At 59.4% G+C, this 22,602-nt stretch carries 18 protein-coding genes; 1 reads left to right on the plus strand and 17 read right to left on the minus strand.

Annotation, left to right across the window (positions count from 1 at the left end; genetic code table 11):
- Nucleotides 1–86: 86 nt before the first annotated feature.
- The 7 genes from F8N85_RS03435 to pip all read right to left on the minus strand — a co-directional run bounded on the left by F8N85_RS03435 (nt 87) and on the right by pip (nt 9,096).
- Nucleotides 87–821, minus strand: a complete 735-nt coding sequence (locus tag F8N85_RS03435; protein WP_150802276.1) for an amino acid ABC transporter ATP-binding protein — start codon at nt 819–821, stop codon at nt 87–89.
- Nucleotides 814–1,773, minus strand: a complete 960-nt coding sequence (locus F8N85_RS03440) for an amino acid ABC transporter permease (RefSeq protein WP_150802277.1) — start codon at nt 1,771–1,773, stop codon at nt 814–816. Before F8N85_RS03440 ends, F8N85_RS03435 begins: the two co-directional genes overlap by 8 nt.
- A gap of 104 nt (nt 1,774–1,877) precedes the next feature.
- On the minus strand, nt 1,878–2,675 hold the full coding sequence (locus F8N85_RS03445) for a transporter substrate-binding domain-containing protein (protein ID WP_150802477.1): 798 nt from the start codon (nt 2,673–2,675) through the stop codon (nt 1,878–1,880).
- Between the two features lie 320 nt (nt 2,676–2,995).
- Nucleotides 2,996–5,566, minus strand: a complete 2,571-nt coding sequence (gene mdoH / locus F8N85_RS03450) for a glucans biosynthesis glucosyltransferase MdoH (protein ID WP_150802278.1) — start codon at nt 5,564–5,566, stop codon at nt 2,996–2,998.
- Nucleotides 5,559–7,415 carry a glucan biosynthesis protein G gene (locus F8N85_RS03455; RefSeq protein WP_150802279.1) on the minus strand — a complete coding sequence of 619 codons (1,857 nt, stop codon included), beginning with the start codon at nt 7,413–7,415 and terminating at the stop codon, nt 5,559–5,561. Before F8N85_RS03455 ends, mdoH begins: the two co-directional genes overlap by 8 nt.
- Before the next feature lie 275 nt (nt 7,416–7,690).
- Nucleotides 7,691–8,128 carry a D-aminoacyl-tRNA deacylase gene (gene dtd / locus F8N85_RS03460; RefSeq protein ID WP_150802280.1) on the minus strand — a complete coding sequence of 146 codons (438 nt, stop codon included), beginning with the start codon at nt 8,126–8,128 and terminating at the stop codon, nt 7,691–7,693.
- The gene (gene pip, locus F8N85_RS03465) at nt 8,125–9,096 is read right to left on the minus strand and encodes a prolyl aminopeptidase (RefSeq protein ID WP_150802281.1); all 972 of its coding nucleotides are present in this window, start codon (nt 9,094–9,096) and stop codon (nt 8,125–8,127) included. The genes dtd and pip overlap by 4 nt, the downstream gene beginning before the upstream one ends.
- 369 nt (nt 9,097–9,465) lie before the next feature.
- Here pip and F8N85_RS03470 point away from each other — a divergent pair, with 369 nt between their 5' ends.
- Entirely contained in the window at nt 9,466–9,879 is a 414-nt protein-coding gene (locus F8N85_RS03470; protein WP_224795621.1) for a GlcG/HbpS family heme-binding protein, read from the plus strand.
- A gap of 47 nt (nt 9,880–9,926) precedes the next feature.
- Here the strand turns inward: F8N85_RS03470 and hutG are convergent, their stop codons facing one another.
- The 10 genes from hutG to F8N85_RS03520 all read right to left on the minus strand — a co-directional run bounded on the left by hutG (nt 9,927) and on the right by F8N85_RS03520 (nt 22,598).
- The gene (hutG, locus tag F8N85_RS03475) at nt 9,927–10,730 is read right to left on the minus strand and encodes an N-formylglutamate deformylase (RefSeq protein WP_150802283.1); all 804 of its coding nucleotides are present in this window, start codon (nt 10,728–10,730) and stop codon (nt 9,927–9,929) included.
- A 10-nt stretch (nt 10,731–10,740) separates the two neighbouring features.
- Entirely contained in the window at nt 10,741–11,946 is a 1,206-nt protein-coding gene (hutI, locus tag F8N85_RS03480; RefSeq protein WP_150802284.1) for an imidazolonepropionase, read from the minus strand.
- Nucleotides 11,947–11,963: 17 nt separating this feature from the next.
- A complete protein-coding gene (locus tag F8N85_RS03485; RefSeq protein ID WP_150802285.1) occupies nt 11,964–13,373 on the minus strand; it encodes an amino acid permease in 1,410 nt (469 codons plus the stop codon).
- A gap of 84 nt (nt 13,374–13,457) precedes the next feature.
- A complete protein-coding gene (gene hutH, locus F8N85_RS03490) occupies nt 13,458–14,990 on the minus strand; it encodes a histidine ammonia-lyase (protein WP_150802286.1) in 1,533 nt (510 codons plus the stop codon).
- 121 nt (nt 14,991–15,111) lie between these two features.
- Nucleotides 15,112–16,635 carry a histidine ammonia-lyase gene (gene hutH / locus F8N85_RS03495; RefSeq protein ID WP_150802287.1) on the minus strand — a complete coding sequence of 508 codons (1,524 nt, stop codon included), beginning with the start codon at nt 16,633–16,635 and terminating at the stop codon, nt 15,112–15,114.
- A gap of 186 nt (nt 16,636–16,821) precedes the next feature.
- Nucleotides 16,822–17,652, minus strand: coding sequence for a quaternary amine ABC transporter ATP-binding protein (locus F8N85_RS03500; RefSeq protein WP_150802288.1), 831 nt, complete (start codon nt 17,650–17,652; stop codon nt 16,822–16,824).
- Entirely contained in the window at nt 17,649–18,500 is an 852-nt protein-coding gene (locus tag F8N85_RS03505; protein ID WP_150802289.1) for an ABC transporter permease, read from the minus strand. Before F8N85_RS03505 ends, F8N85_RS03500 begins: the two co-directional genes overlap by 4 nt.
- A gap of 70 nt (nt 18,501–18,570) precedes the next feature.
- Complete coding sequence (locus F8N85_RS03510) at nt 18,571–19,539, minus strand: ABC transporter substrate-binding protein (protein WP_150802290.1); 969 nt, start codon at nt 19,537–19,539, stop codon at nt 18,571–18,573.
- 295 nt (nt 19,540–19,834) lie between these two features.
- Nucleotides 19,835–21,514, minus strand: a complete 1,680-nt coding sequence (gene hutU / locus F8N85_RS03515; RefSeq protein ID WP_150802291.1) for a urocanate hydratase — start codon at nt 21,512–21,514, stop codon at nt 19,835–19,837.
- A gap of 511 nt (nt 21,515–22,025) precedes the next feature.
- The gene (locus tag F8N85_RS03520; RefSeq protein ID WP_150802292.1) at nt 22,026–22,598 is read right to left on the minus strand and encodes a HutD family protein; all 573 of its coding nucleotides are present in this window, start codon (nt 22,596–22,598) and stop codon (nt 22,026–22,028) included.
- Between the last annotated feature and the right edge of the window lie 4 nt (nt 22,599–22,602).

Raw genomic sequence — 22,602 nt, forward strand, 5'->3', positions numbered from 1 at the left:
CGCGAGCAAGCTCGCTCCCACAAATACACCGCGGACAAACTGTGGGAGCGAGCTTGCTCGCGATAGCGGTTCGGCAGGCGCTAAATTTATAGAACCTGGCGCAAAAAGGCCTGCGCCCGCAGATCCTTCGGCGAAGCGAAGAATTCATCGGGCGGGGAATCTTCCAGCAGCTTACCGTGATCGAAGAACAGCACCCGGTCCGCCACTTCCCGGGCGAAGCCCATTTCGTGGGTGACGCAGACCATGGTCATGCCTTCCAGGGCCAGGGTTTTCATTACGTCGAGGACTTCACCAACCATTTCCGGGTCGAGCGCCGAGGTCGGTTCATCGAACAACATCACCTTCGGTTCCATGGCCAATGCCCGGGCTATCGCCACCCGCTGTTGCTGACCGCCGGAGAGGCGTGAAGGGAACTCGTTGGCCTTCTGCGCAATACCGACCTTTTCCAGCAACGCCCGGGCCTTGGCTTCGCGCTCCTGCTTACCGCGCTTGCGCACGACTTTCTGCGCCAGGCAGAGGTTTTCCAGCACGGTCATGTGCGGGAACAGGTTGAAATGCTGGAAGACCATCCCGACTTCACGGCGGTAGGCATTGACGTCGGTTTTCGGGTTGGCCAGTTCCAGGCCATCGATGCTGACGGAACCGGAGTCGAACTCTTCCAGGCCATTGAGGCAGCGCAGGAAGGTCGACTTGCCGGAACCCGACGGGCCGATCACCACCAGCACTTCGCCCTTGGCCACGTGCGTGGTGACGTTATCCACCGCGCGAACTACATGGCCACGGGTGTCGAAGACTTTTACCAGATCGCGGACTTCAATCACTTTGCGCGAGCCTCCGCTCAAGCCGGCTGGCGATTTTCGACAGCGGCAGGTTGATCAACAGATACAGTCCCGCCACGCAGAACAGGATCTCGAACGGCGAAAACGAGGTGGTGATGACTTCCCGACCGCTCTTGAGCAGTTCGGTAATGGCGATCACCGACACCAGCGAGGTGTCTTTCACCAGGCTGATGAATTGCCCCGCCAGCGGCGGCAGCACTCGCTTGAAGGCCTGTGGCAGGACCACATGGCGCATCGACTGGCCAGCGCTCAGACCCAGCGAGCGCGCAGCCTCGTTCTGGCCTCGGGCAATCGACTGCACACCGGAACGGACGATCTCCGCGACATAGGCGCCGGTGAACAGCGACAGCGCGGCAATCCCGGCGAATTCGCGGGACAGGTTCAACACTGTACCGATGAAGAAGTAGAAAATGAAAATCTGCACCAGCAATGGCGTGCCGCGCACCAGCTCGACATAGACCGTCGACAGGTCGCGCAAGGTCGGGTTGTTCGATAGCCGGCACAGACCGGTCGCCAGGCCGATCACCAGCCCGAGCACACCGGACACCACCGACAGCCAAAGCGTGGTCCAAAGGCCCCAGAGCAGCGGCCCTGCTGCCCAATGGCGAGTGACACCAATCACATCGCCTTCGGCCACATCGTCGCCACGGGCGATTTGCAGGCTGTTGTCGTCGACCGTCAGGTGCTGTTCGTCACCTGCTTCGTTGCGCAGGGTGACTTCGGCTTTATCGCCTTTACGCACCAGTTCGCTGACAGTTGAGATATCCGCTGCCCGCTGGGATTCTTCAGCGTGGTAGACGAAGTATTGCGGCACCCGGTTCCAGCGCCACTCATAGGACATCAGCGAGGTGGCGTAATACAACGCGCCAGCCAAGCCGATCAGCACCAGCACCGTCAACAGGTGCCAGGGCCATAGGACTTTTTTCTGTTTCATTGGGTTTACAGGTTCCGAATTCTTTGTCGCCAGGGAAGGCCTCATCGCGAGCAAGCTCGCGATTGGAGCGGCGCGGTGCTACTGACACCCCACCGCCAAAGTCCTTACTCCATATCCTTGAGCCAGGCGGTGTCTTTGAACCACTTGTCATGGATGCGATCGTAGGTGCCGTCTTCGCGGATCTGGTGCAGGAAGTTGTTGATGAAGTTGAGGCTGTCGTAGTCGCCTTTCTTCAGGCCAAAGGCCAGCGGCTCGTAGGTGAATGGCTTGTCGATGAACACCAGCTTGCCGTTGCCGACCTTGTTCACCGCCACGACGTTGTAAGGCGCGTCGTAGATAAAGGCGTCAGCCTTGCCATTGACCACGTCGAGCACCGCTTCCTGCTCGTTGTCGTAGCCGTGGTACTGGGCCTTGGAAATCAGCTTTTTGGCGACCATTTCGCCGGTGGTGCCGAGCTTGGAGGTGATGCGGTAGTCAGCTTTGTTCAGGTCTTTGTAGGACTTGATGGTGCCTTCCAGCTCCTTGCGGATCAGCAGGGTCTGGCCAACCACGATGAACGGTTCGCTGAAGTTCAGGCGCAGGTTGCGTTCCTGGGTCAGGGTCATGCCGCTGCCAATCATGTCGAACTTGTCGGTCAGCAGGGCCGGGATGATGCCGTCATAGCCGGTGGAAACCGTTTCCAGCTTGACGCCCATGGCCTTGGCCATGGCTTTGAGCAGGTCGACTTCGAAGCCGATGATCTCGCCACGCTTGTTGGTCATCTGGAACGGCATGTAGGTCGGGTCCATGCCGACTTTCAGTGTGCCGCGCTTGACCGCGTCCTCGATGGCGCCGGCCTGAGCCGTGTTGACTGCAACCATTGCCGTGACGCCAAGCAGCAGCATCGAGAGATACTTCTTCATCATCAAGTCCCCTGAACCCGTTTTATTGTGAGGCGCGCAAAAAGCCGATTTTCATTTGAAAACCGGCAGATACGGACAATAAGTTGTCCGGGCGCACCAATTCGGGGAGCGATGCTAACTCACCCGGCGGGTAGCACAAGGGGTTGGGCAGGATTTGTTGTTACAGGGACCACCAAAAAAAAGATCGCAGTCTCCGTCAGCGCCTACGCCGACCGCGTATACCCGCGAATTATCGGGTGTACGCAAATTCCGTAGGAGCTGCCGCAGGCTGCGATCTTTTGGCAGACGCCCCGCTCCCTAGCCAGGAGCAGGGCGCTTCATCAGGCTGGCTGTGCTTCAGCCGATATCGGCTGGAGCGGCAGCAGCGGCGCATGGGGATCAGCTTCGATCGACTGGCGCCAGGCACTCAGCCATTCGGCGTGATCTTCGTTCCAGACCTGCTCATGCAAGCGCCCCAGAGCTACCGGATCACTCAGCAGAGCCACACGTTCGTCGTTGCTGAGCCCGGCAGGGCCGACTTTCAGCGCGTGACGCACTCGCTCGATACGCAGCCATTCGATCGGCTCGGCCCCGCGGTGACGGGACGTGGCCAAGGCACATGCCAGGGCGTTCTGCTGCGGATCGACCACTGCTCGAATGAACCCTTCCTTGAGCGCGTGCCAACGGTTTTCGTGGGTGTACTGATCGGTCGCCAGCAATTCCTGTGGCGGCGCGTACTCCTCAGGAATCAGGAACAGGCTTTCGTCACGGGACTTGAGACCCAGACCGACACGGCTGGAAATCACCGAGACCGGGATCGACAGCATCAGCGAGCCGACGATCGGTACCAGCCACCAGAGGAAGCTTGGGTTGAGCCAGATCACCAGCAAGGCCCAGAAGAAGCCCAGCAAGGTTTGCGGACCATGGCGACGCACCGCTTCGCTCCACGGAGTGGAATCGTCGTCACGTTGCGGGGAGTTCCAGGTCGCGGCCCAGCCGAGGAACGCGGCGAGCACGAAACGGGTATGGAAAACCATCCGCACTGGCGCCAGCAGCATGGAGAACAGCATCTCCAGCAACATCGACAGGGTCACCTTGAACTTGCCACCGAACTCTTTCGCGCCCTTGGCCCAGATCAGGATGATGCTCAACAACTTCGGCAGGAACAGCAGCACGATGGTGGTCGAGAACAGCGCAATGGCCTTGTCCGGATGCCATTGCGGCCACAGCGGATAGAGCTGCCGGGGCTCAAGGAAGTACTGCGGCTCCATCAGCGTGTTGACCGCCAGCAGCGCAGTCGACAGCACCAGGAAGAAGAACCACAACGGCGCCGACAAGTAGGACATCACACCGGTCAGGAACACCGCGCGGTGCACCGGGTGCATGCCCTTGACCAGGAACAGCCGGAAGTTCATCAGGTTGCCGTGACACCAGCGGCGGTCACGCTTGAGTTCGTCGAGCAGGTTCGGCGGCAGTTCTTCATAGCTGCCGGGCAAGTCGTAGGCAATCCACACGCCCCAGCCGGCACGGCGCATCAGCGCAGCTTCGACGAAGTCGTGGGAGAGGATCGTACCGGCGAACGCGCCTTTACCGGGCAATGGCGCCAGGGCGCAATGCTCTATGAACGGCTTCATGCGAATGATCGCGTTGTGACCCCAATAGTGGGATTCACCCAACTGCCAGAAGTGCAAGCCCGCGGTAAACAATGGACCGTACACGCGAGTGGCGAACTGCTGCATGCGTGCATACAGCGTGTCCATGCCCGAAGCGCGTGGTGCGGTCTGAATGATCCCGGCGTCCGGCGTGGCTTCCATCAAGCGCACCAGACTACTCAGGCATTCACCACTCATCACGCTGTCGGCGTCGAGCACCACCATGTACTTGTAATCACCGCCCCAACGACGGCAGAAGTCGTCGAGGTTGCCGCTTTTGCGTTTGACCCGACGGCGACGACGGCGATAGAAGATCTTGCCGAAGGCCTTGGCCTCACGGCAAACGTCCAGCCAGGCCTGCTGCTCGGCAACACAAATGTCAGCGTCGTTACTGTCGCTGAGAACGAAGAAGTCGAAGCGATCCAGGTTACCGGTCGCCGCAACCGACTCGAACGTCGCTCGCAAACCGGCGAATACCCGCGGTACGTCTTCGTTGCAGATCGGCATCACCAGCGCGGTGCGCGCATCCTTGGCGATCGGCTCGTTGCCAGCACTTTTACCGGAAATGCGATATTTGTCATGCCCGGTGAGCAACTCGAGGAAGCCCATCAGTGCGGTCCAGAAGCCCGCCGATACCCAGCAGAACAGAATCCCGAACAATATCAGGATGCTGGTTTGCAGCGCATACGGCAGCACTTGCACAGCGGTTTGACTCAACGATTGATGCAGCACTTCGTTCAGGTCGACAAACGACCAGCCCTGGTACGGCATGATGCCTTTCATGTACCAGCCGGCAACGATGGTCTGGCCGAGCATCAGCACCAGCAAAATGTAACGACGGATCGAACCGACCGTGCGCCAGCGGGCGGCCGGCAGCACACGCTCATCGCGCGGCGGTGCCGGAGGGTTAGTGCGCCCGGTCAGGCGACGCCAGCCGCGCACCAGGATATTGGTGCGCCACGGCTCCGGCACGACCTTGGTCCGACGAATCGGCGGGGTCGCCTTGAGGCAGACCCGGCCTTCGGCGTCGACCGCCAACATCTCGGCCTCCTCCAGCTCTTGCGCGGAGTTCAAGGTCAGGCGGCGGCCTACCGAGGCTTGTGCAGCCTCGACAGGCGCGTCGAACGTCGAAGACGACAGGCGTTCATGCAACTCGCTGAACGACTTGCAACCCGCCAGTTCGGCGCGTTGCGCATCGCTCATCGGCAGATGCGCCAGATACTCGGCGAGAGTCTCTGGCTGTACTTGGGAATCACTCATCGGCAGGCAACTGGTAGCTCCAGGTCTCGGTCAATACTTTTTCAGTTTTTACCGATTCCGGGGTGACTGGGGCCGCTTCGGCAGCTGCAGGCTGCTTGGCGTCTGGTTCTTTCTGTTCGTCCTGTTTTTTCTGCTCTTGTTTCTGTTGCTGGTCTTTCTGGTCTTTCTGGTCTTTCTGGTCTTTCTGATCTTTCTGCTCTTGCACTGCTTGAGCCGCTTGAGCCGCTTGCTTCTCTTGCTGCTTGGCGGCGATTTTGTCGGCCTTGGCAATTGAAGAGCTGGTCACAGGAGCAACCTTGGCAGGCTCCGAAGCCTCGATGTTATGGACCAGCGCGGCACGCATCTCGGTCGGCTTGTTCGCATCCTTGATCTTCATGCGCAGCGTCAGGCGCCAGCCTTGGGTCTCAGGATTGTAGCGAACGCTGTTTTCCACCAGTTCGGCATTGTCGCCAACGCTGACCTGGCTGCGAACTTCCGCGTCCTGCGGCAGATCCTTGAGGGACGGACCCTGGAAGTCCACCAGATACGCGACACTGCCGTCCGGCTGACGGATCAGGTTGGACTGCTTCACGTCACCGGTAGAGCGCAGGGTCTGCTGGACCCAGGCGCTGTCGACCGGATGCAGCGCAGCTTCGTCCATGGTCCAGTGCATACGGTAAGCGAAGTCCAGCGGCTGGCCTGGCTCAGGGAGCTTTTCCGGGCTCCAGAAAGCTACGATATTATCGTTGGTTTCGTCGGCGGTCGGAATCTCGACCAGATCGACGGAGCCTTTGCCCCAGTCGCCCTTCGGTTCGATCCAGGCGCTTGGACGCTTGTCGTACCGGTCGTCGAGGTCTTCGTAGTTGCTGAAGTCACGACCACGTTGCAGCAGACCGAAACCACGCGGGTTCTCGACCGAGAAATTGCTCACGGCCAGGTGTTTCGGGTTATTCAGCGGACGCCAGATCCATTCGCCATTGCCGGCATGAATCGACAGACCGTCTGAATCGTGCAGTTCACGACGATAATTGAGCACCTTCGATGGCTGATTCGCGCCAAACAGGAACATGCTGGTCAACGGGGCGATGCCGAGCTTGTTGACCTTGTCACGCAGGTAAACCTGCGCCTTGACGTCGACGATGGTGTCGCTGCCCGGACGCAGGGTCAGCCGGTAGGCACCGGTCGAACGCGGCGAATCCAGCAAGGCAAAGATCACCAGGTGCTTGTCGCCCGACTTGGGTTGCTGAATCCAGAATTCAGTGAAGCGCGGGAATTCTTCACCGGACGGCAGCGCGGTGTCGATCGCCAGGCCACGAGCGGACAAACCATAGATGTGGCCTTTGCCGACAACGCGGAAGTAACTCGCGCCGAGCATGGTCATGATCTCGTCTTGCTTGTCAGCCTTATTGACCGGGTACAGCACCCGGAAACCGGCATAACCCAGCTGTTCGGTAGCCTTCGGATCGACTTTGACATCGCCAAAATCGAAACGACTTGGGTCGTACTTGATCTCTTGAACGGTGGTCGCGGTGATTTCGTTGATCTTCACCGGCGTGTCGAAATGCATGCCCTGGTGATAGAACGACAGCTTGAACGGGGTTTTCTGATCGGCCCATTCGGCTTTTTCGGTGCGGAAACGAATTTTCTGATAATCGGCAAACTTCATTTCCCGAAATTCGTTCGGCAGGTTACTGCGCGGGGCTTCGTACTTTTGCGCGGCCAGCTCTTTTGCCTTGGCCGACACATCATTCAGATTGAAAGCCCAAAGCTGGCCGGCGCTGAGCAGACACAGCAGTGCAGAGCCGGTCGCTAGAGCGTTTCGTAACCGTTTGGCAGACAATTTTGGTGTAATACAGGGACTAACAATCACGAGCAACCCTCGCCGAAAACAGATCAGAAAACCAACGGCCAGCTTCTATATGCCAGGTTGGCGAGCATTGTTCCGACTCCGATGGGACTAAATGATTCCCCAAACGGTTCCGGACAAGTCTCTACCTAAGTCAAAATGGACCAACGAACGCTGATCCCCGTAGCGCGCGATTATCTAGTAGGCCGCGTTACAACGCATCAGGGGTAACAAAGTATTTATCGCGAAAACGCCAGATTTCAGGCCCAAAAGGGCCTAAAAAGATGTTTCAAGCGCTTTCAGGTCTGTAACAGGAAGGTCACTGGGCCATCATTGACCAAATGCACCTGCATGTCCGCGCCAAATATCCCTGATGCCACATTGCCATGCAACTGCCGCGCCCTTATTAATAGATAGTCAAAAAGCTCTTCTCCCAATGCCGGAGGGGCAGCGGTAGAAAAGCTCGGGCGCAAACCGTTCCTGGTATCGGCGGCCAGGGTGAACTGCGACACCAGTAGCAAACCGCCACCGACGTCCGCCAAAGACAGGTTCATCTTGCCTTCGACATCACTGAATACCCGATAGTTAAGCAGCTTATGCAGCAATTTGTCGGCACTGGCCCGAGTATCCTCGGGTTCGACCGCCACCAGCACCAACAACCCCTGGTCTACTGCGCCAACGATCTCCCCCGCCACCTCGACTCGCGCGCTACGTACGCGCTGTAGCAAGCCCTTCATGCTTCTTCGGGTGGCAAGTCGAGCAAGCGTCGGGCCATTTTGCTCGCCGCGCGCACCAAGGCATCAGTGATCCCGGGTTCGGACGCTGCATGGCCGGCATCGCGAATCACCTGCAATTCGCTGTTCGGCCAAGCCTGATGCAGTTCCCAGGCGTTATCCAATGGGCAGATCACATCGTAGCGGCCATGGACGATCACCCCTGGCAGGTGGGCGATCTTCTGCATGTCGCGGATCAACTGATTGGGCTCAAGGAAGGCATTATTGGTGAAGTAGTGGCATTCGATCCGGGCAATCGACAGTGCGCGCTGCGGCTCGGAGAAACGATCGACGACCAACGGGTTGGGCCGCAAGGTCGCGGTGCGGCCTTCCCAGGTCGACCAGGCCTTGGCGGCGTGCATCTGGGCGATCTGGTCGTTGCCGGTCAGGCGCTTGTGGAAAGCCGTGAGCAGATCATCGCGCTCATCCAGCGGGATTGGCGCTACATAGTCCTGCCAGTAATCGGGAAACAGACGGCTGGCACCGGCCTGATAAAACCACTCGATCTCCTGCGGACGGCAGAGGAAGACCCCTCGCAGGATCAGCCCGTGGACCCGCTCCGGGTGGGTCTGCGCATAAGCCAGCGCCAGGGTCGAACCCCAGGAACCGCCAAACAGCACCCATTTTTCGATACCCAGATGCAGACGAATCCGCTCAAGGTCGGCAATCAGATCCCAGGTAGTGTTGTTTTCCAGACTGGCGTGAGGCGTCGAGCGACCGCAGCCACGCTGATCGAAGGTGACGATGCGGTACATATTCGGATCGAAATAACAGCGACTCTGCGCATCGCACCCGGCCCCTGGCCCGCCGTGGATGAACACCACCGGCAAACCTTCGGGTGAACCGCTTTCGTCGACATACAGTACATGGGGTTTTTCGACGGCCAGATCGTGCCGGGCGTAGGGTTTGATCTGCGGGTACAAAGTCTGCATTGCGCGCTCCGTAAGGGGTCGAGGTCATCCCTGGGGGGACTTCTATTAATCTGCCGTTGGGCATCATAAACCCGAATTGTGCAATGAGCATGTTCTTGGAGAAATCGGGGGAAATTCAACACAAGGAGTTACATAAAACCAGAGCCTCAATAACGCCTCTTAGTCCCAGAAGCTGTACCCGACGCGATAGGATTTTGGCTCTATCGCTGTCTCGATGCTCATTGGAACAATCAAAAAACGGACGACTCCATAATCAGATACTCGCTCACCTTGCTGGGATTGATGCTCTCCCTGAATACCCATGCGATGAACAACAGCACGTTCAGTCCGCTACCCAGTACACCCATTGAAATCCAAAAGACACCCACCATGATCACCCTGAGCGATGCCAAACGCATCGCGGATGCTTCCGAACAAATGGCCGTCAGCAAAGGTCTGAAAATCGTCATCAGTATTTTTGATAATCATGGAAATCTGAAGTACTTAAGCCGAATGGACGGTACGAGCGTCGGCAGTATTCAGGTTGCACAACTCAAGGCCTCGACCTCAGCCAACTTCCCGGTATCGACAATGGATCTGGCTACCAGAAGTGCCGGCCTGCCCGCCAACCCCTACAGCGCCATTCCAGAATTTTTGCTCCTTGGCGGTGGCCTGCCGATCGTCGACAAGAACAACGAGCATTTGGGGAGCATTGGAGTCAGTGGCGCAACCCCTGAACTGGATACCTTGTGCGCGCAGGCAGGGATAGACAGATTCCTGGAGAGCAGGGCAGCGGCCAGTTAACTGATCTCAGACGCACCAACCTTTATGGATCGCGCGCCTGATCACCCTCACCTCTGATAGTGCTTCTGCCCCCAATCCAGCAACCCTTGCAACAGCTCCTTGAGCACCACCTGAGTCGGCGTGGCCAGATCAGGGCGATAACGGAATGGCTCGATCTCTTCCATGTAAGTGCGTTGCCCCAACTCAAGCTGCACCGCATGGATGTTTTCCGCCGGGTTGCCGTAATGCCGGGTGATATGGCCGCCCTTGAAGCGACCGTTCAACACATGGCTGTAGTCCGTGTGTCGAGCGCAGATGGCTTCCAACTGATTAGCCAGCTGCGGATCGCAGCTGGCGCCATTGAAGGTACCGAGGTTGAAGTCCGGCAGTTGTCCTTCGAACAGATGCGGGATCACCGAGCGGATCGAGTGCGCATCGAACAGCAGCGCATAGCCGAACTCGGCTTTCAACCGTGCCAGTTCTTGTTGCAAGGTGCTGTGATACGGCGTCCAGACCTGTTCAAGGTAGCGAGTGCGCTCCTCGACGGACGGCTCCAGCCCTTCGCGGAACAACGGCACGCCATCGAACAGCGTTGCCGGATACAAACCGGTGGTTGCGCCCACATACAAAGGCTTGTCGTCGGACGGCCGGTTCAGGTCGATGACGAACCGCGAGTACTCGGCTGCCAGGGTGCTGGCACCCAGCGCTTGAGCGAACTCATAGAGCTGCGGGATATGCCAATCAGTGTCCGGCAGGCTTTGTGCCTCGGGGATCAGACCGGCTTGTACCGCAGGGGTCAGACGCACACCGGCATGAGGCATGCTGATCAGCAATGGCACCCGGCCTTGTTTGAAGTTCAGAACCTTATCCACAGCCATTCTCCTAAATCATGACTTCGGCGCCGTGGCGCACGACGCGTTTTTCCAGGTCACCGCCCAGCCAATATGCCAGGTCAGCCGGGCGATCGATCTGCCAGGCGACGAAGTCGGCGACCTTGCCGGCTTCCAGCGAGCCATGGGTTTTGTCCATGCCCAGCGCAGTGGCTGCATGAATAGTCGCCCCGGCCAAAGCCTCCTCCGGGGTCATACGGAAACAGGTGCAGGCCATGTTCAGCATCAGCCGCACCGACAGGGCCGGTGAGGTGCCGGGGTTAAGGTCGCTGGCGATGGCGATTTTCACCCCGTGTTTGCGCAAGGCCTCCATCGGCGGCAACTGGGTTTCGCGCAGGAAGTAGAACGCGCCCGGCAGCAACACCGCGACGGTACCGGACTTGGCCATGGCGATGGCGTCGTCCTCAGTCATGAATTCCAGATGGTCGGCTGACAACGCGTGATAACGCGCCGCCAGACTCGATCCATGCAGGGATGACAGCTGTTCGGCGTGCAATTTCACCGGCAAACCGAGGTTCTGCGCGGCGATGAACACCCGCTCGACCTGCGCGGGCGAAAACGCCAGGTATTCGCAAAACGCGTCCACCGCATCCACCAGTCCTTCAGCGGCCAGCGCCGGGAGCATTTCGGCGCAGATATGCTCGATGTAATCGTCGGCGCGATCCGCATATTCCGGCGGCAAGGCGTGAGCCGCCAGGCAGGTGCTGCGCACGCTGACCGGCAGCTCGGCGCCGAGGCGGCGAGCGACCCGTAGCATTTTGCGCTCATTGGCCAGGTCCAGGCCGTAGCCGGACTTGATCTCGACGCTGGTGACGCCGTCACGCATCAGGCTCTTGAGGCGCTTCGCGGCGCTGGCGAACAGTTCGTCTTCGGTCGCAGCCCGGGTCGCGCGCACGGTGCTGGCAATACCACCACCGGCCGCGGCGATTTCGGCATAGCTCACGCCTTGCAGGCGCTGCTCGAACTCACCGCTGCGGTTGCCGCCGAACACCGTGTGGGTGTGGCAGTCGATCAGGCCCGGGGTGACCCAGGCTCCGGCGAGGTCGTGGACCTCGGGGTACTCGCCTGCCGGCAGTTCACTGCGCGGGCCGATCCACTCTATGTGCGCTCCTGACGTCACGATGGCGGCATCCTCGATGATCGAGTAAGTACCCTGCGCCATGCTTGCAACGTGGCAGTGTTGCCAGAGAGTTTTCATCCGAGGCCTCCGTTAGATTATCGATGGGACAAAGAAGGGTCGTGGTTGACCTCGACCGCCTGTCCGGCCGCCGGTTTGACCCACAGTTTATAAGCAATCACCAACAGTACGATCCACACCGCACCCACCACCAGCGCTGCCTGGGTATCCGGGAAGTAACCCAATACGCCGAAGACAAACAGCATGAACACAATCGCCGCCGCCGGTGCATAAGGCCAGAACGGAACCGGGAACTGCAGCTGAGCGACCTGTTCGCGAGTCATCGAACGACGCATGGCCACTTGGGTGAGCAGAATCATCAACCAGACCCAGACCGTGGCGAAGGTCGCAATCGAGGCGATCACCAGGAACACGTTTTCCGGGATCAGGTAGTTCAGCAGCACGCCGCCCAGCAGGGCTGCGCCCATGACCACCACGGTCATCCAGGGCACGCCTTGTTTCGACAGTTGAGCAAAACCTTTGGGCGCCTGACCTTGTTGCGCCAGGCCGTACATCATGCGTCCGGCACCGAAAATGTCGCTGTTGATCGCCGAGACGGCTGCCGAGATCACCACAATGTTGAGGATGGTCGCCGCCGAGCTGATGCCCAGGTTGTCGAAAATCTGCACGAACGGGCTGCCTTGGCTGCCGATCTGCGGCCACGGATAGATGGCCATCAGTACAAACAGCGTCAGCACGTAGAACAGTAGAATCCGCAGTGGCACAGCATTGATCGCCCGTGGAATCACCCGCTGCGGGTCCTTGGCCTCACCGGCGGTGATGCCGATGATTTCGATACCGCCGAACGCGAACATCACCACCGCCAACGATGCGATCAAGCCACCGATGCCGTTAGGCATAAAGCCGCCATGGGCCCAGAGGTTGCTCAGGCCGGTAGCCTGTTCGGTGCTGGCCGAACCGATGCCGAACAACATGATGCCGAAGCCGCCAAGGATCATCGCGACGATGGCGGCGACTTTCAGCAGCGACAGCCAGAACTCCATCTCACCGAAGACTTTGACGTTGCACAGGTTCAGCCCGCCGATCAGGAACACGATGCCCAGCACCCAGACCCAGCGTGCGACCTCGGGGAACCAGAACCCCATGTAGATGCCGAACGCAGTGACGTCGGCCAGACAGACGATGATCATCTCGAAGGCATAGGTCCAGCCGAGGATGAAACCCGCCATCGGGCCCAGGTAGGTGCTGGCGTACTGACCGAAGGAGCCGGCAACCGGGTTGTGCACGGCCATCTCACCGAGGGCGCGCATGACCATGAACACCGCCGCACCACCAATCAGGTAGGCGAGCAGCACGGCCGGACCGGCCATTTGAATGGCCGAGGCAGAACCGTAAAACAGCCCGGTGCCGATCGCCGACCCCAGCGCCATGAAGCGAATATGGCGGGCGGACAGCCCGCGTTTCAAACCCTTTTCTTGCTGGTGCATTTCTCGTCCTTAATTGTTTTTATCCTGAGAAAGTCGCTTTTTTTTGTAGGAGCGAGCGAGCTCGCTCCTACAGAGGGGGGCAGGTCACAGACTCGGCAGCAACTTCGCCAGCACCAGCTCATTCAGGCAACGCGAGGCCAGCAACTCGCTCGCAGCATTGATGTCCGGCGCGAAGAAACGGTCCTTCTCGTAGAACGGCACTTTGCTGCGCAGGATGGCGCGAGCTTCTTCAAGTTTGCTCGAAGTCTTCAAACCGTCGCGCAGATCCAGGCCCTGGCAGGCGGCGAGCCATTCCACAGCGAGAACACCACGGGTGTTTTCGGCCATTTCCCAGAGACGCTTGCCGGCGGCAGGCGCCATGGAAACGTGGTCTTCCTGGTTGGCGGAAGTTGGCAGACTGTCGACCGAATGCGGATGCGACAGCGCCTTGTTTTCGCTGGCCAGGGCTGCAGCCGTCACCTGGGCGATCATGAAGCCGGAGTTGACCCCGCCGTTGGCCACCAGGAACGGCGGCAATTGCGACATATGCTTGTCCATCATCAACGAGATGCGGCGTTCGCTCAGCGAGCCGATTTCAGCGATGGCCAATGCCATGTTGTCCGCGGCCATGGCGACGGGTTCGGCGTGGAAGTTACCGCCGGAGATCACGTCGCCTTCAGCAGCGAACACCAGCGGGTTATCCGACACGGCATTGGCTTCGATGCTCAGCACTTCGGCCGCCTGACGGAACTGGGTCAGGCAGGCGCCCATGACTTGCGGCTGGCAGCGCAGGGAGTACGGGTCCTGGACCTTCTCGCAGTTCTGGTGGGAGTCGGAGACTTCGCTGCGCTCACCCAGCAGATCACGATAAGCCGCAGCGGCGTCGATCTGGCCGCGTTGACCGCGAGCATCGTGAATCCGCGCGTCGAACGGCGAGCGCGAACCCAGTACCGCTTCAACGGTCAAGCCGCCACACGCCACTGCCGCGGCGAACAGGTCTTCGCCTTCGAACAGGCCGCGCAGAGCGTAAGCGGTGGAGACCTGGGTACCGTTAAGCAATGCCAGACCTTCTTTGGCCGCCAGGGTCAACGGTTGCAGACCGGCTTGTTTCAGGGCGCTCACGGCGTCCAGCCATTCACCTTTGTAGCGCGCCTTGCCTTCGCCCAGCAGCACCAGCGACATGTGGGCCAGTGGCGCGAGGTCGCCGGAAGCACCGACCGAGCCTTTGAGCGGAATATGCGGGTAAACCTCGGCATTGATCAGGGCGATCAGCGCATCGATCACCTGACGACGGATGCCGGAGAAACCACGGCTCAGGCTGTTGACCTTGAGCACCATGACCAGGCGCACCAGCGCGTCGCTGATCGGCTCGCCGACGCCGGCAGCGTGGGACAGCACCAGGGAACGCTGGAGGTTTTCCAGGTCTTCGCTGGCGATGCGGGTCGAGGCCAGCAGGCCGAAACCGGTGTTGATGCCATAGGCAGTGCGGTTTTCAGCGAGGATCTGTTCCACACAGGCCACACTGGCGTCGATCTGCGCCGAAGCGCTGTCGTCGAGGCTGATTTTTACCGGCTGCTGGTAGACAGTCCGCAGCTGGGCAAGGGTCAGTTGGCCGGGAATCAAGTTTAGCGCAGTCACTTTTATGCTCCTTTTGAGAGTTTTATTAACTAGCCAGTCGCTCCGGATGATTCCGTTGTCCGTCGCTGCCCGCTTTATGAGGGGTTGCGCCTTGGCACGCTGGCTTTTGTGGAAACAGGTTTCAGTGCAAATTCGGTAACGCTTTGTGCAGCAATTGCGGGTCTTTGAGTACCGACGCGGCGCTGGCGATATCCGGCGCCAGCCAGCGGTCCTGGTCATAGGCCGGAACGCGCTCGCGCAGCAGTCGCCAGGCGACGTCGGTGCCGGCACCGAAGCGCTGTTCTTTGAGGAACTCGAAGGCCTGGGCCGCCAGCAGGTATTCGATGGCGAGGATCTGCGTGCAGTTTTCCAGCGCCTGATGCAGCTTCAGTGCAGCGTTGGTGCCCATGCTCAGGTGGTCTTCCTGCAGGCCCGAGGTGACGTAGTTATCGAGCACCGCCGGTTGCGCCAACTGGCGGTTTTGCGCGCAGAGCGAGGCAGCGACGTACTGGACAATCATCATCCCCGAATTGACCCCGGGGTTGCTCACCAGAAACGCCGGCAAACCGCTGACGTGCGGGTTGATCAGGCGGTCCAGGCGACGCTCGGCAATCGAGCCGATTTCCGCCATGGCAATCGCCAACAAGTCTGCAGCCAATGCCACCGACTGGCCGTGCGGGTTAGCCTGGGATATCACCCGAAAGTTGTCCGGCGTGCCCAATAGCAACGGGTTGTCGGTCGTCGAGTTGAGTTCGATTTCGATCTGCCGGGTGGCGTGATCGAGCTGATCTCGAGCCGCACCATGTACTTGCGGAATCGAACGAATACTCAAGGCATCCTGAGTGCGAATGCCTTTGCTGCTGGCGATCACTTCACTGCCGTCGAGCAGGCTGCGCAGGTTGATGCCGACCTGCTGCATGCCCGGATGGGGTTTGAGGGCGATGATTTCAGCGTCGAACGCGTCGATCTGACCACGCTGGGCTTCGAAGCTCATGGCGCTGATGACGTCGGCCCACTGAATCAAGCGGCTAGCGTCGGCCAGGGCCAGGCAGCTCAGGCCGCTCATGCACGGTGTGCCATTGACCAGGCACAGGCCGTCTTTCGCGCCGAGTTGCACAGGCTTCAAGCCTTCTTCAGCCAAGGCTTGCTGCGCCGAGACGATCTGCCCGCGATAGCTGACCTGGCCGACGCCAAGCAGACTGATGCCGATGTGCGCCATGTGGGTCAAATAACCGACCGAGCCCTGGGACGGCACTTGCGGCGTGATGCCACGATTGAGCAAGGCCAGCAGCGCTTCGACTACCTGCCGATGCAGGCCGGATTTACCGTGGCTGTAATTGATGATCGCCGCGCACATGATCGCCCGCGTCTGCTCGTCGGTCAGAGGAGCACCGACGCCACACGCGTGGCTGAGCAAGGTATTGCGCGACAACTGGGTCAATTGTTCGCCTTGCAGGGATACATTGCACAACGCGCCCAGGCCGGTGTTGACGCCATAAGCGCGCTCACCACTGACGACGATGCGCTGGACGATGGCCTGGGCATTGTCGATCCGCGCCCAGGTCTGAGGCGCCAGTTCCAGCACAGCGCCCTGCCGGGCGACTGCGACTACATCCTGCCAACGCAAAGGTGCATCGGCGATAACGATTTTTTCAGCCTGTGACATGTGAAGCCCCACATAAATTTTGTTGACGAGTTACACCTGTGGCGAGGGGGCTTGCCCCCGTTCGATCGCGAAGCGGTCGCAAAGCCGGCTCACTGGTTTTACCTGATGCAACCCGATTGCAGGTTTTGGGGCTGCTTCGCAGCCCAACGGGGGCAAGCCCCCTCGCCACAAATGGATATGCGTCGCTCAAACCACCGCAGCACGCCGCTGAACGAAACGATCCACATATTCATCGGCAGGCGAATGGAGGATTTCTTTCGGCGTACCGACCTGGATCAACCGGCCGTCCTTGAGAATCGCGATGCGATTACCGATGCGCACGGCTTCGTCGAGGTCGTGGGTGATGAACACGATGGTCTTGTGCAGGGTCTTTTGCAGCTCGAGCAACTGGTCTTGCATCTCGGCGCGGATCAGCGGGTCGAGCGCACTGAAAGCTTCGTCCATCAGGATGATGTCAGTGTCCGCCGCCAGCGCCCGCGCCAGGCCGACACGTTGACGCATACCGCCAGACAGTTGGTGCGGGTATTTGTTTTCGTAGCCTTTGAGGCCCACGGTATTGATCCAGTGCAGCGCGCGTTCAGCGCACACTTCCTTGGTCTCGCCACGAACCTTCAGGCCGTAGGCGACGTTATCCAGCACCGTCTTGTGGGGCAACAGGCCGAAGCTCTGGAACACCATGCTGATCTTGTGCCGACGGAATTCGCGCAGGGCTTCCATGTCGTACTGCAGGATGTCCACACCGTCCACCAGGATCGCCCCGCTAGTAGGGTCGATCAGACGGTTGAAGTGGCGAACCAGGGTCGATTTACCAGAGCCGGACAGGCCCATGATCACGAAGATCTCGCCAGTGCCGATGGACAGCGAAAGGTCATTCACACCGACCACGCAGCCGGTTTCGGCCAGTACCTGATCCTTGGTCTTGTTCTGGCGAATCATCTCCAGCGCATCCTTGGAGCGCGGGCCGAAAATCTTGAAGACGTTTTTGACTTCGATCTTGCTGATGGCTGCGTTAGTCATTTGTTCACCTCATGCCGTGGCCGACCGTAGGCCTGGGTAATGCGGTCGATGACCACTGCGAGAATCACGATCGCCAGGCCGGCTTCCAGGCCGCGCCCGACGTTGAGGGTCTGGATACCGACCAGGACATCTTCGCCCAGGCCACGGGCACCGATCATCGAGGCAATCACCACCATCGACAGCGCCATCATGGTGGTCTGGTTGATCCCGGCCATGATGCTCGGCAGGGCCAGCGGCAGTTGCACGCCGAACAGTTGCTGCATGCGGTTGGCGCCGAAAGCGTTGATCGCTTCCATCACTTCGTTGTCAACCTGACGAATACCCAGATCGGTCAAACGAATCAGCGGCGGCGCGGCGTAGATCACCGTGGCGAAAATCGCCGGAACCTTGCCCAGCCCGAACAACATCAGCACTGGAATCAGGTACACGAAGCTCGGCATGGTCTGCATGATGTCCAGCAGCGGCATCAGGAACGAACGCAGGCGATTACTGCGCGCCGAAAGAATGCCCAACGGAATGCCGATCAGTACCGAGATCACCGTCGCCACCATCATCAGCGCCAACGTCTGCATTAGCTTGTCCCAGAGGCCAACCGCGCCCACCAGGAACAACAAACCGACGATCACTGCGGTGGTCACCACTTTACGGGTGGCGTGCCAGGCGACGCCGGCCACAATCGCCAGCATCAACCACCAGGGTGCCGCACGCAGCAAGCCTTCGAGGTTGACGATGGCCCACAGCAGGGTGTCAGAGATCTGCCGGAACACATCACCGTAGTTGGTGACCAACGAATCGACCCAACTGTTGACCCAGTCGGCGATGGAGAATGTAAAATTTTCGGGGAACATAAGGTGCTCTCGATCAAGTGGTTGAGGTGAAGCTCCCGGTTGAACTTACGGCCAACCGGGAAGGTTCAACCTACAAAGCCGCGTCGATTTTCTTGGCTGCGTCGGCGCTCACCCACGCATGCCAGACTTCAGGATGTTCCTTGAGGAAGATCTTCGCCAGCTTCGGCGATTCGATACGTTCCTTGGCCATGCGCGCCAGGTTCTGGTTGAGCAGGTCGATAGGCAGATTGACCTTCTCAAACACTGCGACAAGCTCCGGTGCTTGTTCATGGAACGTCTTGGACAGTCCGACCTTGATGGTCACGCTCTTGTCCACACCCGGTTTCTCTTCCAGTTTCACCAGATCCACCTGACCCATCAGCGGGGTTGGCGACCAGTAGTAAAACAGGATTGGCTCACCGCGCTTGTAGCTGGAAAGCACGGCCGCATCCAGCGCCGGGCCGGTGCCTGGGCGGAAGTTGGTGTAGCTGCTTTCCAGGCCGTAGCTCTTGAGCATTTCACTGTTGTCCAGTTCACAGGTCCAACCGGCCGGGCAGTTGTAGAAACGACCCTTGGCTGGCTCTTCCTGATCCTTGAATACCGCAGAGTATTTGCCCAGATCAGCGATGCTTTTCAGGTCCGGGGCCTTGGCTTCCAGTTTACGCTTGGCGTCACCTTCGATCACATAACGTGGTACGTACCAGCCTTCGATCGCACCGACGACTGGCGCGCCGACACCGACGACTTTGCCGGCCTTCTCAGCCTTGTTCCAGACTTCGCTGCGGCCTACCCACTCCTCGGCGAAGACCTGGATGTCGTTGCTGCTCAGGGCGTTTTCCATGGTGATGGAATTGCCTGGCAAGGTGTCGACCTTGCAGTCGTAACCCTTCTCCAGCACCACCTGCAACACGTCAGTGAGCAGCATGCCGCTTTCCCAGTTCAGTCCGGCGAATTTCACCGGTTTTCCGGACTCGCACCAGCCGGCAGCCTGAGTGGCGCCAGCACTGGCCAACAGGCCCATGGAAAGTAACGTGGTCAGCAGGGTCTTATGCATTTTCATTGTGTGACGCTCCTAAACATGAAATGGATTACGGCAGTCAAGAAGGCATCCAGCCCTGTCCACGTCCAGTCAAGGTCTAGGCCGCAGCAACGCGGCCCGCCCCACTCAGCTTTTGTTCTGTCGCCGCGCCCTGCTCTACCGGCAGGATCAAACGGTCGGGTACCGCGCTATGCCACTTCTTCGCCATATCGCCGCCGGTACCACCAGACCAAGGACGCCGAAAATCAAAAGATCGCGGCCTGCGGCAGCTCCCGCAGGTTTTGCGTTAGGCCGCCCATCAAGGGCGGCCGATTTTTCAGCCAGTGATCATCGGCAGGTTCAAACCCTGCTCCTTGGCGCAGTCGATCGCGATCTGGTAGCCGGCATCGGCGTGACGCATAACGCCAGTGGCCGGGTCGTTGTGCAGTACGCGAGCGATACGCTCGGCCGCCTCGTCAGTACCGTCGCAGACAATCACCATGCCCGAGTGCTGGGAGAAGCCCATGCCGACGCCGCCGCCGTGGTGCAGGGAAACCCAGGTCGCGCCGCTGGCGGTGTTGAGCAAGGCGTTGAGCAGTGGCCAGTCGGACACGGCATCGGAACCGTCCTGCATGGACTCGGTTTCGCGGTTCGGGCTGGCCACGGAACCGGAGTCCAGGTGGTCGCGACCGATCACGATCGGCGCCGACAACTCACCGCTACGGACCATTTCGTTGAACGCCAGACCGAGCTTGGCGCGCAGACCCAGACCGACCCAGCAGATACGTGCCGGCAGGCCCTGGAAGGCAATACGCTCGCGCGCCATGTCCAGCCAGTTGTGCAGGTGTGCATCGTCCGGGATCAGCTCTTTGACTTTAGCGTCGGTTTTGTAGATGTCTTGTGGATCACCCGACAGCGCAGCCCAGCGGAACGGACCAACGCCACGGCAGAACAGTGGACGGATGTAGGCCGGTACGAAACCCGGGAAGTCGAACGCGTTTTCCACGCCTTCTTCTTGCGCCATCTGGCGGATGTTGTTGCCGTAGTCGAAGGTCGGAATACCCATTTTCTGGAAGTCGAGCATCGCTTTAACGTGCACGGCCATCGATTGCTTGGCGGCTTTCACCACGGCAGCTGGCTCAGTCTTGGCGCGAGCGCGGTATTCGTCCCAGGTCCAGCCGGCTGGCAGGTAACCGTTGAGTGGGTCGTGGGCGCTGGTCTGGTCGGTGACCATGTCCGGGCGCACGCCGCGCTTGACCAGTTCCGGCAGGATTTCAGCGGCGTTGCCGAGCAGGGCGATGGAAATCGCTTTGCCTTCCTTAGTGTATTTGGCGATACGCGCCAGAGCGTCGTCGAGGTCGGTGGCTTGCTCATCGACATAACGGCTGTTCAAACGGAAATCGATACTGACTTGTTGGCATTCGATGTTCAGCGAGCAAGCGCCGGCCAGGGTAGCGGCCAGAGGCTGAGCGCCGCCCATGCCACCGAGGCCCGCGGTCAAGACCCAACGACCTTTCAGGTCATCGTTGTAGTGTTGGCGACCGGCTTCGACGAAGGTTTCGTAGGTGCCCTGGACGATGCCCTGGCTGCCGATATAGATCCAGCTACCGGCGGTCATCTGGCCGTACATGGCCAGGCCCTTGGCATCCAGTTCGTTGAAGTGTTCCCAGCTTGCCCAGTGTGGCACCAGGTTGGAGTTGGCGATCAGCACGCGCGGTGCGTTGGTGTGGGTCTTGAACACGCCGACCGGCTTGCCGGATTGCACCAGCAGGGTCTCGTCGTCATTCAGGTTGGTCAGGCTTTCGACGATCTTGTCGTAGCATTCCCAGTTACGCGCGGCACGCCCGATACCACCGTAAACCACCAGTTCTTTAGGGTTCTCGGCAACTTCCGGGTCGAGGTTGTTCATCAGCATGCGCAGCGGCGCTTCAGTCAGCCAGCTCTTGGTGGTCAGCTTGTTGCCGCGGGCAGCGCGGATTTCAACGTCACGGTATTTCGTTGGTTTATTCTCAGTCACGAAAAGAACTCCTCAGCAATCAATCCAAACCAACCCAGGCAGTGGGCGAGCAAGCCAATGTGCAAACAGTGCACACCGGCGAATCAGTGGACGATGGTTGAGCCTTCGTGACTCATACGCATACGTCTTTACTTGTACATACAAGCATATGCAATCAAGCGGCCAACTTGCTGACTGGGCATTCACAAAAATCCTGAAAATCTCTGTAAGCCTTATGGATCAATGGCTTTGAGGCAGGAGGATTTTTTTGGCAGAGTTTTTTGAGAGAGAAACCACTGTTACCGAAGCGTGGTTTTGCGCCACGCTGGGGCGTTCGGTAACAATTTGAGAGATGTTGGTGCGCGGGAGGGAACGGTTAAAGGGGTTGGTTTACCCATGGGAAAACTGGATGGCCAAAAAAAGATCGCAGCCTTCGGCGGCTCCTACGGGATCGGCGTACACCTCTCATTTACGTGAGGAACGCGATAGGTGTAGGAGCTGCCGCAGGCTGCGATCTTTTGGCAATGCGAGATCAGACCACTGTCAGCTCAATCACACAGCACTGGCCAGCGACGACAACCTCCAGCAATCCACTGTTACCGTCGAGCTGCAGGCAATCATGCAAACCTAATACTTCAGGTGCGCTGTTACCCAATTCAACCTGCACCTGCTGCGCCACACTGAAAATCAGCAGCGTGCTCGCCGAGCTGAAAAACCGCTGCTCGCCCTCAAGCCACTGCAACCGCGCGTTATAGCGGTCCGGCGCGTAGATCAGATTAAAGTCACGAATCGCACCGCCGAGCAGCGCGCAGGAAACCTGGCTCTCGCCGCTGAAGGCAAACGGGTCCAGCGGTAACAACGGCCGCGTGGCCTGGCCGTCGACCGTCAAGGTCATGCCTGCGCCTTGCAACACGGTGATGACCCGCTGATACCCGGCGAAGGTGGAGAACCCACCCGATTCTCCAATATCGGCAATCGACAGTCGCCAGCCGAAACCGTCCAGGCCGGTGCCGGCATCACGGGTGATTTCTTCGGTGCTGCCACCGCCGTTTTTCCACGGCATGCGCGGATAGTTGGCCGCGCGCAAAACGTTCAACTGATTCATGTAT

The sequence above is a fragment of the Pseudomonas fluorescens genome, from assembly GCF_902497875.1.
Classification (GTDB): Bacteria; Pseudomonadota; Gammaproteobacteria; order Pseudomonadales; family Pseudomonadaceae; genus Aquipseudomonas; species Aquipseudomonas fluorescens_BR.